Annotated in this window: 16 protein-coding genes and 1 other RNA gene; 12 read left to right on the top strand and 5 right to left on the bottom strand. The window is 68.0% G+C overall.

Annotated elements, in window-relative coordinates:
* Positions 1-14 precede the first annotated feature (14 nt).
* On the bottom strand, positions 15-1,475 hold the full coding sequence (locus ED208_RS02680) for a cryptochrome/photolyase family protein (RefSeq protein WP_123210295.1): 1,461 nt from the start codon (positions 1,473-1,475) through the stop codon (positions 15-17).
* 78 nt (positions 1,476-1,553) lie between these two features.
* On the opposite strand from ED208_RS02680, the gene ED208_RS02675 reads away from it, so the two are divergent.
* From ED208_RS02675 to ygiD, 8 genes are all read left to right on the top strand, one after another.
* The gene (locus tag ED208_RS02675; protein WP_123210294.1) at positions 1,554-2,477 is read left to right on the top strand and encodes an ABC transporter ATP-binding protein; all 924 of its coding nucleotides are present in this window, start codon (positions 1,554-1,556) and stop codon (positions 2,475-2,477) included.
* 258 nt (positions 2,478-2,735) lie between these two features.
* Entirely contained in the window at positions 2,736-3,506 is a 771-nt protein-coding gene (locus ED208_RS02670; RefSeq protein WP_123210293.1) for an ABC transporter permease, read from the top strand.
* Between the two features lie 20 nt (positions 3,507-3,526).
* Entirely contained in the window at positions 3,527-3,745 is a 219-nt protein-coding gene (locus tag ED208_RS02665; RefSeq protein ID WP_123210692.1) for a BolA family protein, read from the top strand.
* A 27-nt stretch (positions 3,746-3,772) separates the two neighbouring features.
* Positions 3,773-4,111 (top strand): hypothetical protein, encoded by a 339-nt coding sequence (locus ED208_RS16930; RefSeq protein ID WP_148044661.1) that lies wholly within the window; start codon positions 3,773-3,775, stop codon positions 4,109-4,111.
* Complete coding sequence (gene murA / locus ED208_RS02660) at positions 4,112-5,377, top strand: UDP-N-acetylglucosamine 1-carboxyvinyltransferase (protein WP_123210292.1); 1,266 nt, start codon at positions 4,112-4,114, stop codon at positions 5,375-5,377. It abuts the gene before it with no gap.
* Between the two features lie 103 nt (positions 5,378-5,480).
* Positions 5,481-6,848 (top strand): type II toxin-antitoxin system HipA family toxin YjjJ, encoded by a 1,368-nt coding sequence (gene yjjJ / locus ED208_RS02655; protein ID WP_123210291.1) that lies wholly within the window; start codon positions 5,481-5,483, stop codon positions 6,846-6,848.
* A gap of 8 nt (positions 6,849-6,856) precedes the next feature.
* A complete protein-coding gene (locus tag ED208_RS02650) occupies positions 6,857-7,165 on the top strand; it encodes an Rdx family protein (protein ID WP_123210290.1) in 309 nt (102 codons plus the stop codon).
* A 44-nt stretch (positions 7,166-7,209) separates the two neighbouring features.
* A complete protein-coding gene (gene ygiD, locus ED208_RS02645) occupies positions 7,210-8,013 on the top strand; it encodes a 4,5-DOPA-extradiol-dioxygenase (protein WP_199720486.1) in 804 nt (267 codons plus the stop codon).
* Here the strand turns inward: ygiD and ED208_RS02640 are convergent.
* Entirely contained in the window at positions 8,004-8,654 is a 651-nt protein-coding gene (locus ED208_RS02640) for a glutathione S-transferase family protein (protein ID WP_123210289.1), read from the bottom strand. The genes ygiD and ED208_RS02640 overlap by 10 nt on opposite strands.
* Before the next feature lie 138 nt (positions 8,655-8,792).
* Between ED208_RS02640 and hisG the strand changes: the two genes are divergently transcribed.
* Positions 8,793-9,428: an ATP phosphoribosyltransferase gene (gene hisG, locus ED208_RS02635; protein WP_123210288.1), complete on the top strand. Its 636-nt coding sequence runs from the start codon at positions 8,793-8,795 to the stop codon at positions 9,426-9,428.
* Positions 9,421-10,725, top strand: coding sequence for a histidinol dehydrogenase (gene hisD, locus ED208_RS02630; RefSeq protein WP_199720485.1), 1,305 nt, complete (start codon positions 9,421-9,423; stop codon positions 10,723-10,725). Before hisG ends, hisD begins: the two co-directional genes overlap by 8 nt.
* A 101-nt stretch (positions 10,726-10,826) precedes the next feature.
* On the opposite strand, the gene ED208_RS02625 is transcribed toward hisD, so the two are convergent.
* The 3 genes from ED208_RS02625 to ED208_RS02615 are packed head-to-tail and all read right to left on the bottom strand — an operon-like array spanning position 10,827 to position 13,837.
* On the bottom strand, positions 10,827-12,578 hold the full coding sequence (locus tag ED208_RS02625; protein ID WP_123210287.1) for a hypothetical protein: 1,752 nt from the start codon (positions 12,576-12,578) through the stop codon (positions 10,827-10,829).
* A gap of 11 nt (positions 12,579-12,589) precedes the next feature.
* A complete protein-coding gene (locus ED208_RS02620) occupies positions 12,590-13,357 on the bottom strand; it encodes an ABC transporter substrate-binding protein (RefSeq protein ID WP_123210286.1) in 768 nt (255 codons plus the stop codon).
* A 9-nt stretch (positions 13,358-13,366) separates the two neighbouring features.
* The gene (locus ED208_RS02615; RefSeq protein WP_123210285.1) at positions 13,367-13,837 is read right to left on the bottom strand and encodes an SRPBCC family protein; all 471 of its coding nucleotides are present in this window, start codon (positions 13,835-13,837) and stop codon (positions 13,367-13,369) included.
* Positions 13,838-13,899: 62 nt separating this feature from the next.
* Here ED208_RS02615 and rnpB point away from each other — a divergent pair.
* Positions 13,900-14,296, top strand: an RNA gene (rnpB, locus tag ED208_RS02610) — RNase P RNA component class A.
* Positions 14,297-14,684: 388 nt separating this feature from the next.
* Positions 14,685-15,110, top strand: a complete 426-nt coding sequence (locus tag ED208_RS02605) for a division/cell wall cluster transcriptional repressor MraZ (RefSeq protein ID WP_123210284.1) — start codon at positions 14,685-14,687, stop codon at positions 15,108-15,110.
* Positions 15,111-15,131 lie beyond the last annotated feature (21 nt).

The raw sequence follows: 15,131 nt of genomic DNA, 5'->3' as shown, positions 1-15,131 counted from the left end.
CCGCCCCGCCCCGGCTAGCCGGCCTTGATCTGCTCGTAAGCCGCCAGCGCCCGGTCGCGCGAGCGGGCGAGATCGACGATCGGGCGGGCGTAGACGCTGTCCAGGCCGAGGCCGGCGGCCCGGCGGATTTCCGAGGGAGCCTCCCAGGGGCGGTGCAGGTACTTGGCCGGCAGCCGCGCCAGTTCCGGCAACCAGCGCCGGGTATAGCTGCCTTCGGGATCGAACTTCTCGCCCTGCAGCACCGGGTTGAAGATGCGGAAGTAGGGCGCGGCGTCGGCGCCGCAGCCGGCGCTCCACTGCCAGCCGAGGCTGTTCTGCGGCAACGAGGCGTCGACGAGCGTGTCCCAGAACCACTGCGCGCCTTCCTGCCAGGGGATCAGCAGGTTTTTGGTCAGCAGGCTGGCGACGATCATCCGTACCCGGTTGTGCACCCAGCCGCTCTGCCAGAGCTGACGCATGCCGGCATCGACGATGGGGATGCCGGTGCGTCCCTGCTGCCAGGCGGCGAGGTCGCTGGCGTAGTCGTCCGGTTGGCGCCAGGGGAAGGCGGCGAACTTGTCGTACATCGGCAGCCGGTCGGTGGCCGGGTAGTGGAACAGCAGGTGGTGGGAAAACTCGCGCCAGCCCAGCTCGCGGACGAAGTGCTCGGCGCTGGCCAGCCAGCCGGGGCTGGCAGTGCGCGCCGCCTCGCGGGCCGCGAGCAGAGCGCTGCGCGGGCTCAGCTCGCCGAAGTGCAGATGCGGCGACAGGCCGGAGGTGGCGGGCACCGCAGGCTGATCGCGCTGCTCCTTGTAGCGACCGATGGCGCTGGCGGCGAACTGTTCCAGACGCTGCCGGGCGCCGGCCTCGCCGGGCGTCCAGTGCGGGTAGAAGCCTTCATCCCAGGGGATGCGCGGCAGCAGGTTCAGCTCGGCGATGCTGAGACCGGCGACGCTGCGTTCGGGTGGGCTGAGACGCGCCGGTGCCGGCAGTGGCGCCGGCAAGTGGTCCAGTCGCGCCTCGGCATTGCGCCAGAACGGGGAAAACACCCGGTAGGGCTCGCCGCCGCCGGTCTTCAACTCCCAGGGCTCGAACAGCAGGGCGGCATTGAAACTCTCGGCCAGCAGACCGTCGGCGCGCAGGGCCTCCTTCACCATCCGGTCGCGGGCGATGCCGGTGGGCTCGTATAGCCGGGTCCAGTAGACGGCGCCGGCACCGGTCTCGCGCGCCAGCTGACGCAGCGCCTCCGTGCTGGGGCCACGGCGGATCAGCAGCGGACTGCCGAGTGCCGCCAGGCTCTCGGCCAGGGCGCTCAGGGAATGGTGCAGCCACCAGCGGCTGGCCGCGCCCGGCAGCCAGGGCGACTCCTCCTCCGGGGCGTGCAGGTACAGCGGCAGCACCCGGGCGTGGCGCTGGGCGGCGGCGTGGAGGGCGGGTTGGTCGGCCAGGCGCAGGTCGCGGCGGAGCCAGACGATGGCGGTGTCGGTGGAGTGCATGAAAGCGTTCTACGGCGGCTTAAAAGGTCTGGATGCGGCGCGAGCGGCCACTCGGCCACCCGTATAATCCGCGCCGAAATGAATACCCCCTCCCCGGACGCGCTGGTCATCGACCAGGTCCGCAAATCCTACGGTTCCTTGCAGGCGCTCAAGGGCGTCAGCTTCAGCATCCGGCGCGGCGAGTTCTTCGGCCTGCTCGGCCCCAACGGCGCCGGCAAGTCCACCCTCATCAGCATCATCGCCGGTCTGAGCCGCGCCAGCTCGGGCAGGATCGCGGTGCTCGGCCACGACACCGTCAGTGATTTCCGCCAGGCCCGCCGCCGGCTGGGCGTGGTGCCGCAGGAGCTGGTGTTCGACCCGTTTTTCAACGTCGTCGACATGCTGCGCATCCAGGCCGGCTACTACGGCTGTGGCGAGGAGGTCTGGCCCTGGATCGACGAGATGCTGGAGCGGCTCGATCTCAAGGCCAAGCGCGATGTCTCGATGCGGGCGCTGTCCGGCGGCATGAAGCGCCGGGTGCTGATCGCCCAGGCGCTGGTGCACAAGCCGCCGGTGGTGATCCTCGACGAGCCCACCGCCGGTGTCGACGTCGAACTGCGCCGCACGCTGTGGACCTTCATGCGCGACCTGCATTCGAAAGGCACCACCGTGGTGCTGACCACGCACTACCTCGAAGAAGCCCAGGAGATGTGCAGCCGCATCGCCATCCTCGACAAGGGCGAGATCAAGGCGCTGGAGACCACGCCGCAACTGCTGGCGCGCCATCCGTTCCGCTTCCTGCGCCTGAAGCTGGGCAACGGTGGCGCACTGCCGGAGGCACTGCGGCCGCTGGTCGCCAGCGAGCTTCCCGGCGGCACCCTCGAGCTGAAGCTGGAAACCTCCAAGCACCCGATCGGCAGCGTGTTCGCCGCCTTGCGTGCCGCCGGCCTCGACATCGAGGACGTACACACCCGCGACCCCGATCTGGAAGACATCTTCCTGGAGCTGACTAAGGCCTGTTAACGCTATGGGAATCGCTGCGTTGCTAACCCAAAGGTCGCCAGGCAAGGCGCCGAACGACGCCAAGGCTGGAGCCTTGGCGAGGCCGGCAACGCCGCATGGCGGCCTTTGGGTCAGCAACCCTTCGGGGCCGGACTGTTTTGGCGCATCGCGGCGTCAGCGAGTCCTTCGATGGCATCAACCATCGCGCGGCCTCCCTTCCTTGCGCTGCGCCAAAACAGCCTTCGGCCGCAGCGACTCCCATAGTGTTAACAGGCCTTTATGAGCCCCGACCAGATCGGCTTTGTCACCCTCCTGAAGAAGGAGGTCATGCGCTTCTGGGCCGTGCTCGGGCAGACCGTGTCGGCGCCGGTGATTACCGCGCTGCTGTACCTGCTGGTGTTCGCCCAGGCCCTGCAGGGGCGCCTGGTGCCGGGCTACGACGGCATCACCTACACCCAGTTCCTGGTGCCGGGCCTGGTGATGATGACGGTGATCCAGAACGCCTTCGCCAACACCTCGTCCTCGCTGATCCAGAGCAAGGTGATGGGCAACATCGTGTTCACCCTGATGGCCCCGCTCTCCCCCTTGGAATGGTTCGGCGCCTACATCCTCGCAGCGCTGGTGCGCGCCCTGCTGGTGGCGGTGGCGATGCTGGGTACCGCGCTGGTGTTCGTGCCGCTGCCGGTGGCCGAGCCGCTCGCCCTGGTCGGCGTATTCCTGCTCGCCGGCGGCAGCCTCGCGGCGCTGGGTCTGATCGCCGGCATCTGGGCGCAGAAGTTCGACCACATCGCCGCCTTCACCAACTTCCTGATCACGCCGCTGTCCTTCCTGTCCGGCGTGTTCTACTCGGTGCACTCGCTGCCGAAATTCTGGTTCACCGCCAGTCACCTCAATCCCTTCTTCTACATGATCGACGGCTTCCGCTACGGCTTCTTCGGCCACGCCGACGTGCCGATCCTGCAGAGCCTGTTGTGGATGAGCGGCTTCTTCATCGTCTGCTCCGGCGTGGCGCTGTGGATGCTGATGACCGGCTACCGGATGCGCAAGTAAGACCAAGGCCAACCCCAATGATGACCAAAGAACAGATCGCCGCCCTGATCCAGGCCGGCTTGCCGGACGCCCAGGTGACGGTGAAAGGCGACGACGGCCAGCACTTCGAGGCCGAAGTGGTCTCGGCCCAGTTCGCCGGCAAGATGCCGATTGCTCAGCATCGTTTGGTTTACGCCACGCTGGGGGACAAGATGGGTCGTGAGATCCACGCGCTTCAGCTCAAGACCCGAACGCCTTGAAGTAACCGTTGGAGGCTAATTGGCGTCATGCCACTACCAAAGATAGGACGAGACTCGGCGCTAACCAAGTCTGAATTTCATCAGCTTTTGTTTGATTGGTGGATGAGTGGGCGAGACACCGTCGTTGGCGACCCTGAGCAGCAAGGAAGGACTCCTTGGATTTTTGTCGAAGACATGGGGCTGCTCTTCAAGCTTAATTCCGATACTCGACGCGAAGGTGTTGGGGGTTACCTCGGTCTTGTTGAGAAATTTGGGGACACTCTCGATTGGAATATTACTGTTTCACAGCGGGGAGTCGCGACGAGCGTGGTTTTCGGCCCCGGACGTGAACGTCCGAAGTACTTTTATTTCTACGTGGTGGATTGAATGGACAAGTTCATAGTCGGTGGCAACGGCCCCCTGACCGGCGAGGTCGCCAGCAGCGGCGCCAAGAACGCCGCCCTGCCGATTCTCTGCGCCGCGCTGCTGTCGGACGCGCCGCTGCACCTGAGCAATGTGCCCAAGCTCTGGGACATCAACACCACCAAGAAGCTGCTGTCGCAGATGGGTGTGAAGGTGGAGCAGACCGGCGAGCACGAGATCAGTCTCGACGCCAAGCCCATCACCACCCACATCGCGCCCTACGAGCTGGTGCGCACCATGCGGGCGTCCATCCTCGTGCTCGGGCCGCTGGTCGCGGCGCGCGGTGAGGCGCACGTTTCGCTGCCCGGCGGCTGCGCCATCGGCGCGCGGCCGGTGGACCTGCACCTGATGGGCCTCAAGGCCATGGGCGCAGAAATCACGCTGGAAGGCGGCTTCGTGCATGCCAAGGCGGCGAAGCTCAAGGGCGCGCGCATCGTCTTCGATACGGTGACGGTCACCGGCACCGAGAACCTGATGATGGCGGCCACCCTCGCCGACGGCGAGACGGTGCTGGAAAACGCCGCCCGCGAGCCGGAAGTGGTCGATCTCGCCAAGTGCCTGCGCGCCATGGGCGCGAAGATCGAGGGCGAGGGCACCACCACCATCCGCATCCAGGGCGTGAAGGCGCTGCACGAGGCCAGTCATGCGGTCCTGCCGGACCGCATCGAGACCGGCACCTTCCTGGTCGCCGGCGCGGCCACGCGCGGCAAGGTGCGCGTTACCCGCACCGATCCGGCCATGCTCGACGCGGTGCTGGTCAAGCTCCAGCAGGCCGGCGCCCTAGTGCGCACAGGCACTGACTTCATCGAGGTCGATATGCAGGGGCGGCGGCCGCAGGCAGTCAACATCCACACCATGCCGCACCCGGGCTTCCCCACCGACATGCAGGCGCAGTTCATGGCGATGAACTGCCTGGCCGAGGGCGTCGGCGTGGTCAAGGAAACCATCTTCGAGAACCGCTTCATGCACGCGCAGGAGCTGATCCGCCTGGGCGCCGAGATCCGCATCGACGGCCACACCGCGATCACCACCGGCAAGGATCGCCTGGCCGCCGCGCCGATCATGGCCACCGACCTGCGCGCCTCGGCGGCGCTGGTGATCGCCGCGATGATGGCCGAGGGCGAGACGGTGATCGACCGCGTGTACCACATGGACCGCGGCTACGAGGACATCGAGGGCAAGTTCAGCGCCCTGGGTGCGAAGATCAAGCGGGTGGGCCGGCAGTTTTGAGCGAGAATCCATTCATCATCGCTCGCTGAAAATAAGTAACTAATTGTTTTGAAATGGTGGTTGCGTCAATAATGGATTCGAGAATCCATTCATTGATGCATTCATGGACGCCGTTTCCTCCAATCTGCTCCGCCGGCTGGGGCTCGGTACGGCTAGCGCGAGGGAGCTTGCCGAGCTCTCCGGCCTGAGCCAGCCGACGCTATCCCGGCGACTGACCGCCCTGCGCGCTCAGGTGCTGCCCATGGGCGCGGCGAGGGCGCGGCGCTACGGCCTGCTGGCGACCGTCCGCGATCTCGGCAGCGGGATTCCCATCTACCGGGTCAGCGGGGCGGGGGAGGCGATTCGTCTCGGCACTTTGCACAGCCTCGCTGCCGGCGAGTTCTGGTTCGAATCCGCGCTCGGAGATCGCGCCGCCACCCGGCTCTACTCCGACTTGCCCTGGTGGATCCACGATCTGCGCCCGCAGGGATTCCTGGGACGCCTGTTCCCGCAGCGCTACCCCGAGCTGCGGCTGCCCGCCGATGTCCGCCAATGGGATGCCGCGACCACCCTCTATGCCCTGTGCATGCGCGGCGACGATCTGCAAGGCGATCTCCTGCTGGGCGAGGTCGCCTACCGCCGCTGGTGGGACGCCAGCCTGGAGCCCAGTGGCGCGCGGCCTGGGGTGGACGACGCGCAGCGCCCGGCGCTCTACCCGCAGTTCGCCGACCAGACCATGCAGGGGCAGCCCGCCGGTTCGTCGGCGGCTGGCGAACAGGCGAAGTTCCTGCTCCGGCGGCGGCGAGGGGCGGACGGACTCGACGTGCTGGTCAAGTTCTCGCCGCCGGTTTCGGAATCCATCGGTCTGCGTTGGGCCGACCTGCTCCGCGCCGAGCATCTGGCGCTCATGACGCTGCGTGAAGCCGGGATCGCCGCCGCCGGCAGCGAATGGCTGGAGTGCGGGGGGCGGGCCTTTCTGGAAGTCGAGCGCTTCGACCGCGTCGGCGCGCATGGCCGACGCAGTCTGGTCAGCCTGGAAGCCGTCGATGCCGAGTTCGTCGGCCTCGGTGGCGCCTGGCCGGCGATTGCCCGCGCCCTCGTTGCGGGGCAAAGGCTGGCTGCGGAGGACGGCGCGCGGATCGAGCGCATCGCCGCCTTTGGCTATCTGATCGCCAACACCGACATGCACAACGGCAATCTGGGTCTGCACCATGACGATCCTGCCCGGCCGGGCTATGGGCAGTTCGTTCTGGCGCCGGTCTACGACATGCTGCCAATGCTGTATGTGCCGCGCGCGGGCGAGGTGTTGACGCCCCGGTTCGCGCCGCCGGCGCCATTGAGCGGACTGGAGTCCGCGTATCGCGAGATGTTGCCGCTGGCCCAGGACTTCTGGCAGCGGCTGGCGAACGACGCGCGGGTTTCCAGCGGATTCAGAACCATCGCCGCCGAAAATCACCTTGAGCTACGGCGGCTCGCGGAGCGTCTGGCTTAGGCCCAGTTATGGAACAGACTCAGTCCGGCAGACCGCGCGTCGAAATCGAATACTGCACCCAGTGCCGCTGGCTCCTGCGCGCCGGCTGGGTCGCGCAGGAGCTGCTGACCACCTTCGCCGAGGAGCTGGGCGAGGTGGCCCTGAAGCCGGGGCAGGGCGGGGTGTTCCTGGTGCGGCTCAATGGCGAGCTGCTCTGCGACCGCAAGGCCGACGGCGGCTTCCCCGATCTCGCGCAGCTCAAGCAGCGTCTGCGGGACCGCATCGCCCCGGACCGCGACCTGGGGCATAGCGAGCGCCGGCCGTCGGCTGAAAACTGAGCGCGCGCCCCCAAATTGAGTTGATCCGATCCCGAGGAAACCTCATGCCCCAGCCCGCCGCCCTCATGCCCGCGCTGTTCATCGGCCACGGTTCGCCGATGAATGCCCTGGAGCGCAATGCCTACACCGAGGCCTGGCGGCGGCTGGGCGAGTCGCTGCCGCGCCCGAAGGCGGTGCTCTGTGTTTCCGCGCACTGGCTGACGCGCGGGCTGGCGGTGACTGCCATGCCGCAGCCGCGCACCATCCACGATTTCGGTGGTTTCCCGCGCGAGCTGTTCGCGGTGCAGTACCCGGCGCCGGGTGCGCCGGCACTGGCCGCGCGGGTGGCCGAACGGCTGGCGCCGCTGCCGGTGGCGCTGGACGAGTCCTGGGGCCTGGACCACGGCGCCTGGTCGGTGCTCGTGCATCTGTTCCCGGACGCCCAGGTTCCGGTGCTGCAACTGAGCCTCGACGCCAGCCAGCCCGAAGCCTTCCATTACGCCTTGGGACAAAAACTGTCTGCGCTGCGCGAGGAAGGCGTGCTGATCCTCGGCAGCGGCAACGTCGTGCACAACCTGCGCACGCTCCACTGGCACGGCGGCGCGGCCTATGACTGGGCCGCGCAGTTCAACGACTGGGCGCGGGCGCGGATACTCGCTGGCGAGCACCAGGCCCTGATCGACTGGCGCAGCCAGGGCGAAGCCGGGCGCCTGTCGGTGCCCACCACCGAGCACTACTGGCCGCTGCTGCCGGTGCTCGGCGCGCAGCGGCCCGGAGAAGCGGCGGAGATCGTCACCGACGGCATCGAGATGGGCTCGATCAGCATGATGGCGGTCCGCATCGGCGCGCCGGCGGCGCCTCAGGCGTAGGGCTCGCTGGCCTCGATGCGCTCGGTTTCCTGCAGCGCGGCGGTGTACCACTCCTGCATGGCCGGCAGGCCGCGCAGGGTTTCCACGTATTCGTCGCCCAGTTCGGTGAGCGGCACCTGGTAGGTGACAAAGCGCGTCACCACTGGCGCATAAAAGGCATCGGCGGCACTGAACTCGCCGAACAGATAGGGGCCTTCCAGGGCGTGGCGGCGCCGGCAGTCCTGCCAGATGTCGTCGATGCGGGCGATGTCGGCGAGCACCGCTGGCGTCTGGCCCTTGCCGGGATGCGAGGCGCGCAGGTTCATCGGCATGTGGCTGCGCAGCGCGGTGAAGCCCGAGTGCATCTCGGCGCAGATGCTGCGCGCATGCGCGCGGGCCTCGGTATCGCGCGGCCAGACCGCCACGCCCGGGTACTGCTCGGCGAGGTATTCGACGATCGCCAGGGAATCCCAGACCACCAGGGTGCCGTCGTGCAGTGCCGGCACCCGGCCGGAGGGTGCGTGCTGCAGCAGGCGCGGCTTGGAGTCTTCCCGGTAGAGCGGGACCAGCTCCTCCTCGAAGGGCAGATCCAGCGCCCGCATCAGCAGCCAGGGGCGCAGCGACCAGGACGAGTAGTTCTTGTTGCCGATGACCAGTTTCATGCCGGACTCCGGAATCTGACTAGGCAGGAAGTGTAAGGGGCGCAAGGGCCGTGCCGGGCCGCGATAGCCGCCGGTAATCGGCGGGGTGAAGCTTCCGCATGAGACATTCCGGGACTAGCTACCTAAAATGCGCGCGCCATGAACTCCGCCAACGTCGTCACCATCGCGCTCTCCAAGGGCCGCATCCTCGAAGAGTCGCTGCCGCTGCTGTCGGCCCTGGGCCTGGAGCCGGCGGGCGACATCGACCGCCTGCTGCGGGTGCCGAGCAAGGCGGCGGACGTGCAGTTCCTCATCATCCGCCCCACCGACGTGCCCACCTACGTGGAATACGGCGCGGCCGACATGGGCATCGTCGGCAAGGACATCCTGATGGAGCACGGCGGCGCCGCGCTCTACGAGCCGCTGGATCTCAACATCGCCCGCTGCCGTCTCTCGGTGGCTGCGCCCAAGGGCTATGTCCCGACGCCGGGCAAGCGTCTGCGGGTGGCGACCAAGTACCCGGAAATCACCAAGCGCCACTACGCGGCGCGCGGCGAGCAGGTGGAGATCATCAAGCTCTACGGCTCGATGGAGCTGGCGCCGCTGGTCGGCCTGTCGGACGTGATCGTCGATCTGGTCGCCACCGGCAAGACCCTGCTCGCCAACGGCCTGGTGGAGATCGAGCAGATCGGCCCGGTGACCTCGCGGCTGGTGGTCAACAAGGCCTCGATGAAGATGAAGCACGCCCGCATCCGCGAGCTGCTGGTGCAGTTCGAGGCGACGGTCCGTGGCTGAAGCGGTCGCCATCCGCCGTCTCGACAGCGCCAAGGCCGGCTTCGAAGCCGCGTTCGCAGCGCTGCTGGATCGCGCGCCCGAGTCCTCGCCGGAGGTTGCCGCGCGCAGCGCCGAGATCGTCGAAGCGATCCGCCTGCGCGGCGATGCCGCGCTGGTGGAGTACACCGCCCGCTTCGACCGCCGCACGCTGGCCGGTGCCGCCGAGCTGGAGCTGCCGAAGGCGGCGCTGAAGGCGGCCTGGGACGGCCTGGCGCCCGAGTTGAAGCAGGCGCTGGAAGCCGCCGCCGCGCGCATCCGCGCCTACGCCGAGCGCCAGAAGATCGCCGAATGGAGTTTCGAGGACGAGCACGGCAACACGCTCGGCCAGCGGGTCACCGCGCTGGACCGTGCCGGTCTTTACGTGCCGGGCGGCAAGGCGGCGTATCCCTCCAGCGTGCTGATGAACGCCATCCCGGCCAAGGTCGCCGGCGTCGGCGAGCTGGTGATGGTCACCCCCACGCCGGGCGGTGAAGCCAATGCCACGGTGCTGGCGGCGGCGCATCTCGCGGGCGTGGACCGGGTGTTCACCATCGGCGGCGCCCAGGCGGTGGCGGCCTTGGCCTATGGCACTGCGACGGTGCCGGCGGTGGACAAGATATTCGGCCCTGGTAACGCCTATGTCGCCGCCGCCAAGCGGCTGGTGTTCGGCCGCGTCGGCATCGACGCCATCGCCGGGCCTTCGGAGATTCTGGTGATCTGCGATGGCCAGACCGATCCGGCCTGGATCGCCATGGACCTGTTCAGCCAGGCCGAGCACGACGAGGACGCGCAGTCGATCCTGCTGTCGCCGGACGCGGCTTTTCTCGATGCCGTGCAGGCGGCGCTGGACGCGCGTATTGCCGAGCTGCCGCGCGCGGAGATCGCCCGTGCCGCCCTGCGCGAGCGCGGCGCCCTGGTGCGGGTGCGCGATCTCGCCGAGGCGGCTGCGCTCGCCAACCGCGTCGCCGCCGAACATCTGGAACTCTCGGTGGCCGAGCCCGAGGCGCTGCTGCCGCTGATCCGCCACGCCGGCGCGATCTTCCTGGGCCGCCACACGCCCGAGGCCTTCGGTGACTACTGCGCCGGCCCCAACCATGTACTGCCGACCAGCCGCGCCGCGCGCTTCAGCAATCCGCTGGGCGTCTACGAATTCCAGAAGCGCAGCAGCCTGATCCGTTGCACGCCTTCCGGCGCCAAGCCGCTGGCGGTGATCGCCGGCGCGCTCGCCGATGCCGAGGGCCTGCAGGCGCACGCCGCCAGCGCTCGCGACCGCAGCTAGCGCCAGGATCCCTTGGCGCTGCGGTGATCGCGGCGTTTCTGTGCAGGAGCGCTTCGCGAGGCGCCTTCCGCCGCAACTATTCCCCGTGGCGTTAAAGCTCTCTAGAGCAGGCAGAGTGGCGGCTGACGGCCGTCTTCCTGCTGCGCCAGCAGAATCGCCAGCACGGTGCCAGGGTCGAGCAGCGGTGGCTGGGTGAGTGCGTCGAGCAGGTTCCCCGGGTCGCGGCTCAGCGTCCAGCAGGCCTGGGCGATGCGGACTTGCCCCAGCGTTGCGTACAGCTCGGTTTCCAGCACCGGTCGCTCGGCGAAGTGCTTGTTCAGGAAGGCCTGCACCGCCGCCGAGCGCTGGCTGCGCGTCTGCCAGAGTGGCTCGGGCACCTTCACCGCCGCGCGGTAATAGCGTGGGTAGAGATCCAGCCCCCGCGCGCGGCGTTCCTGGCGCAGGCCGTCGGTGCTGTGCAGCTCCAGTTCCACCGCCTCGCCAGCGACATCGACGCGCAGCCGGGCCGGCGAGCAATAGGGGTTGAAGTCGAGCAGTTCGGCCGAATAGCCGTCGAGCCTGCCCTGATACTGGTAGTCCTCGGCCTGGCCGCGATGCGGTTGCGGCAGGGGCAGCAGGCGCCCTTGCAGGGGTTCGCCGGTGGCGACAAAGCGCCAGGCGCGGGCGCTGCTGTCGGCCTGATCCTTTTCCCAGTAGCCGCTGTTGCCGCTGGCATCCAGGCCCTCGACGCGCATCAGGCGGTGCTCGCTGCCGGGCGGCAGCTTGCGCAGGCTGATGCGGTCGGTGATGCGGCCCGGTACGCGCGGATGGTGTATCCAGTCCGGCGGCGGCAACTGGATCTTCGGCTGCGCCAGCTCGCGCTGATCCTGCCAACTGTAGTCGAGGAAGATGGCGTTGCCGCCGGAGACATCGAATTCGTAGAGGCGGGTGTAGATCTCGCCGTCGGCGGCGACCACCATCGCGGTCGAACCGCTGCCGCTCAGGCCCGCCATTACCGTGGTGCCGCGCTCGGGGCCGCAGACCTCGCGGCTCTGATCCATCGGCAGCCAGGGGTCGAGATAGGTGATGCGCAGGCCGTCGCCGCGCAGCAGGAAGACATTGAGGATGCCGGCCGGCGCCTGCTTGTAGCCGCCGCCATCGACGAAGTACTCATCGCTGCCGGTGAAATGGGTGGTGGCCCAGTCGCGCACGTCCTCGAAGATCCAGCCGCCGAGGTCGGTCCAGAAGAACGGCCCCCAGCGCCGGGTCCAGCCGCCGGCGCCGATCGCGCCGTTGGCGTAGTCCAGAGTGTAGATCTGCCGCGCCTGGTTGAGCGCCAGCAACACGCTGCCGTCGGCGGAGATCTCGCTCACCTGGCCGTCCAGGCAGCGCGGCAGCCGCAAGGCGCGCCAGGGTTGGTCGATGCCGGTGGTCTCGCGGTTTGCCTTCAGGTAGATGCGGCCTTCGTGCACCGCGTAGTAGTGCTCGCCGTCAAAGGACTGCTGGCGGCCGCGCAGATGCACCACGCCAGGCAGCTCGCGGGCGACTTCCGGCGCCGCCTCGGCGCCGCCTTCGAGCGCGTTGTACTGATCGGCATCGAGCAGCGAGGGCGTCAGCAGCCCGGTGGTGCCGGCGTACTCCTCCAGACACAGTGGGTCGGGCACGGTGCGGATGCCGGGCAGGCGCGACTCCAGCGTCGGTGCCGCGCGTTCGGCGACTGCGCCGGGGCCGTCGTCCGTGCTCGGCGCCTCGCCGGACTCGCAGGCCACCAGCCAGAGGCTGGAGGCGAGCAGCAGCGGCCCCAGAGGTCGATGCCAGCGTCGGTGCGAGGCCGGGGACGCGAAGCTGGGCCCAGGATGCTTGGGGGTCGTCATGATTTCAGGGCTTACTGGACGTGTTGCTCAATCAGGCGGCGCAGCGCGTGGTAGCCCTGCACCAGCCTTGGCCCCGGGCGGCCGAGAAATTCCTCGCTGATGGCGTGGATCTGTCCCGCGCGCACCGCCGGCACGGACTGCCAGCCCGGGCGCCGCCGCACCAGCTCGGCGCGGTAGTTCTCCACCTTCACCCCGCACCAGCTCATCACCACCAGCTCGGGCGCGGCTTCCAGAATCTCCGCTTCGCTCAGCGGGCTGCTCTTGCCCGGGCGCTGGCCCCAGGGGTTCTCGCCGCCGGCGAGTTCGATCAGCTCGGTGGCCCAGGAGTCGCGCGTCGGCGCGATCACCGGCTTGGGCCACCATTCCAGCAGCACGCGCGGACGACGGCCGCGCAGCGGGTGGGGTTTCAGCTCCTCGCGCAGCCGCGCGACCAGGCGCTGGCCTTCCTCGGCGCGGCCGATGGCCTCGGCGATGCGGGCGATGTCGGTATAGACGTCGGCGAGGCGCAGCGGCTCGCAGACCAGGGTGCGCAGTCCGGCGGCTTCCAGCGCCTGCACCAGCGGATCGTGGCCGGGCAGGGTGCGCGAGCTCAGCACCAGATCGGGCTTCAGCGCCAGCACGGCGGCGATGTCCAGCGACAGGTCGCGGCCCAGCTTCGGCAGGCCGGCGACCACTTCGGCAGGGTGGTCGGAATCGGCATCGACGCCCACCAGCAAGTCCGCCGCGCCGAGCGCGCAGACGATCTCGGTGTTCGAGCAGGTGTGCGAGACGATCCGCATGGCGGCGCTTTAAAGGGCGCCGAATTCGTTCTCGATGCGGTTGAGGCCGCTGGAGATCAGGCTGTGCAGCAGCAGCGCGAAGGCGGTGCCGGTGCCGGGGATGCGTGGCTCGAAGCGGATGGTGTAGTCCACCTGGGTGCCGCCCGGCACGTCGCGGAACTCGATCTGGCCGAGGTGGTTCTTCAGCGGGCTGCCACGGCTGATGCGGTACTCGATGCGCTTGCCGGGCTCGAAGCCGACGATGGTTTCCTCGAAGGCGCTGGGGCCGAAACCGATGCGGCGCACCGAGCCGATGCCATCGGGATTGCCGGCGTCCTCGCTGGTCTTGATCCGGCGCAGGGCGCCGAGCTTGACGCCGGCCGGCCCGCCGAGCGCGGCGCCGAAGCGTTCGTGACTGGCGAACAGCGCGAACACCTTGCCGCGCGGCGCCGAAAACTGGCGGCTGAAGCGCAGGCTGCGCTGGGATTTCTTCTGTCCCATGGGGATCTCCTCCAGATTGTTTGATGGCCCTTGGTCTGCGCCAATGGGCGATAATGCGCGTGGGAGCCGGTCAGACAACCGCCGCCGTGACGGTCACGGGGGAGGAAAGTCCGGGCTCCGCAGGGCAGTGTGCCAGTTAACGGCTGGGCGGCGCGAGCCGACGGAAAGTGCAACAGAGAGCAAACCGCCGATGGCCCCGCAAGGGGATCAGGCAAGGGTGAAACGGTGCGGTAAGAGCGCACCGCGAGTCTGGCAACAGACCGGCACGGCAAACCCCACACGGAGCAAGGCCAAATAGGGAAGGAGCTGTCGCAAGACAGCAGGCGTGGCCCACGTCCCTTCCGGGTAGGCTGCTGGAACCCACCGGTGACGGTGGGTCTAGAGGAATGGTTGTCCCGGCCGTGGTCGCGCAAGCGGCGGCGGTTATGACAGAACCCGGCTTATAGGCCGGCTCCCACTTTTTTCGACGGCATGAAGGCGCCGGCCCGCACCGGGCTGCCGCATGCGGCTGTCGGTCCGGATGAAAAATCACCGTTCCGGGCCGGCTGCCGGGGCTGGGCCGGGGTACGGCCTGGCGGAGCTGCGCCGGTGTCAAAAAACCAAACTAAGTCCGCTCAGCGGGCATTCAGGTTCCGATTTATTTTTAATCTTCAACATTAAGAATGTTTCGTAACTCATTGATTATTGATGATGTTGAAAAACAAATGATGAGCTTGAGCTAAGTCATTGCCGACAAACAAAATTTTGCGGCAAATCGCTTGCGCAAGTGGTTGAAAGTGGGATAATCGCCCATGAAAGGGAGTGAAATGGAGCTACCGGGGCTCCACTCTCTGCCAGGGCGACGACGATGTTTTCGGGCAACCACGCGGTGACGATCGACGAGAAGGGGCGCATGGCCGTCCCGGCTCGTTTTCGCGCGGCGCTGTTGTCCGAGGCGCAGGGCCAGCTCAGCCTGACGCGCACGCCCGATGGACTTCGGCTGTACCCGCAGCCGGTGTTCGAGCACATCGCCAAGAACGTCATCCCCAATCACCACGACCTGAAACAGCGCGCCGCCCTGCGCCTGCAGTTCGTCGGTGAGGCGATGGCGGTCGAGATGGATGCCCAGGGCCGTGTGCTGGTGCCGGCGCAGTACCGCGCCGAACTCGGCTCCTCGGCGGTTCTGGTGGGTCAGGTCGATTTCTTCGCGCTGTACAGCGAAGCCGGCTGGGCGGCGCGCAGGAGCGCGGTCGCCGACGACTATTCCGCCGCCTTCGCGGCGCTCGACATCTGATGCTCGCGCGCCATGGACGGA

The organism is Stagnimonas aquatica (genome assembly GCF_003730135.1).
Taxonomy (GTDB): domain Bacteria; phylum Pseudomonadota; class Gammaproteobacteria; order Nevskiales; family Nevskiaceae; genus Stagnimonas; species Stagnimonas aquatica.
Note: the sequence above shows the minus strand (reverse complement) of the source record. Positions and strands in the feature narration are given on the sequence as shown.

What these genes read in the sequence shown, in the direction of transcription:
- ED208_RS02680 (WP_123210295.1), bottom strand. Translation starts at nt 1,475, where the DNA reads ATGCACTCCACCGACACCGCCATCGTCTGGCTCCGCCGCGACCTGCGC.
- ED208_RS02675 (WP_123210294.1), top strand. Translation starts at nt 1,554, where the DNA reads ATGAATACCCCCTCCCCGGACGCGCTGGTCATCGACCAGGTCCGCAAA.
- ED208_RS02670 (WP_123210293.1), top strand. Translation starts at nt 2,736, where the DNA reads ATGAGCCCCGACCAGATCGGCTTTGTCACCCTCCTGAAGAAGGAGGTC.
- ED208_RS02665 (WP_123210692.1), top strand. Translation starts at nt 3,527, where the DNA reads ATGACCAAAGAACAGATCGCCGCCCTGATCCAGGCCGGCTTGCCGGAC.
- ED208_RS16930 (WP_148044661.1), top strand. Translation starts at nt 3,773, where the DNA reads ATGCCACTACCAAAGATAGGACGAGACTCGGCGCTAACCAAGTCTGAA.
- murA (WP_123210292.1), top strand. Translation starts at nt 4,112, where the DNA reads ATGGACAAGTTCATAGTCGGTGGCAACGGCCCCCTGACCGGCGAGGTC.
- yjjJ (WP_123210291.1), top strand. Translation starts at nt 5,481, where the DNA reads ATGGACGCCGTTTCCTCCAATCTGCTCCGCCGGCTGGGGCTCGGTACG.
- ED208_RS02650 (WP_123210290.1), top strand. Translation starts at nt 6,857, where the DNA reads ATGGAACAGACTCAGTCCGGCAGACCGCGCGTCGAAATCGAATACTGC.
- ygiD (WP_199720486.1), top strand. Translation starts at nt 7,210, where the DNA reads ATGCCCCAGCCCGCCGCCCTCATGCCCGCGCTGTTCATCGGCCACGGT.
- ED208_RS02640 (WP_123210289.1), bottom strand. Translation starts at nt 8,654, where the DNA reads ATGAAACTGGTCATCGGCAACAAGAACTACTCGTCCTGGTCGCTGCGC.
- hisG (WP_123210288.1), top strand. Translation starts at nt 8,793, where the DNA reads ATGAACTCCGCCAACGTCGTCACCATCGCGCTCTCCAAGGGCCGCATC.
- ED208_RS02625 (WP_123210287.1), bottom strand. Translation starts at nt 12,578, where the DNA reads ATGACGACCCCCAAGCATCCTGGGCCCAGCTTCGCGTCCCCGGCCTCG.
- ED208_RS02620 (WP_123210286.1), bottom strand. Translation starts at nt 13,357, where the DNA reads ATGCGGATCGTCTCGCACACCTGCTCGAACACCGAGATCGTCTGCGCG.
- ED208_RS02615 (WP_123210285.1), bottom strand. Translation starts at nt 13,837, where the DNA reads ATGGGACAGAAGAAATCCCAGCGCAGCCTGCGCTTCAGCCGCCAGTTT.
- ED208_RS02605 (WP_123210284.1), top strand. Translation starts at nt 14,685, where the DNA reads ATGTTTTCGGGCAACCACGCGGTGACGATCGACGAGAAGGGGCGCATG.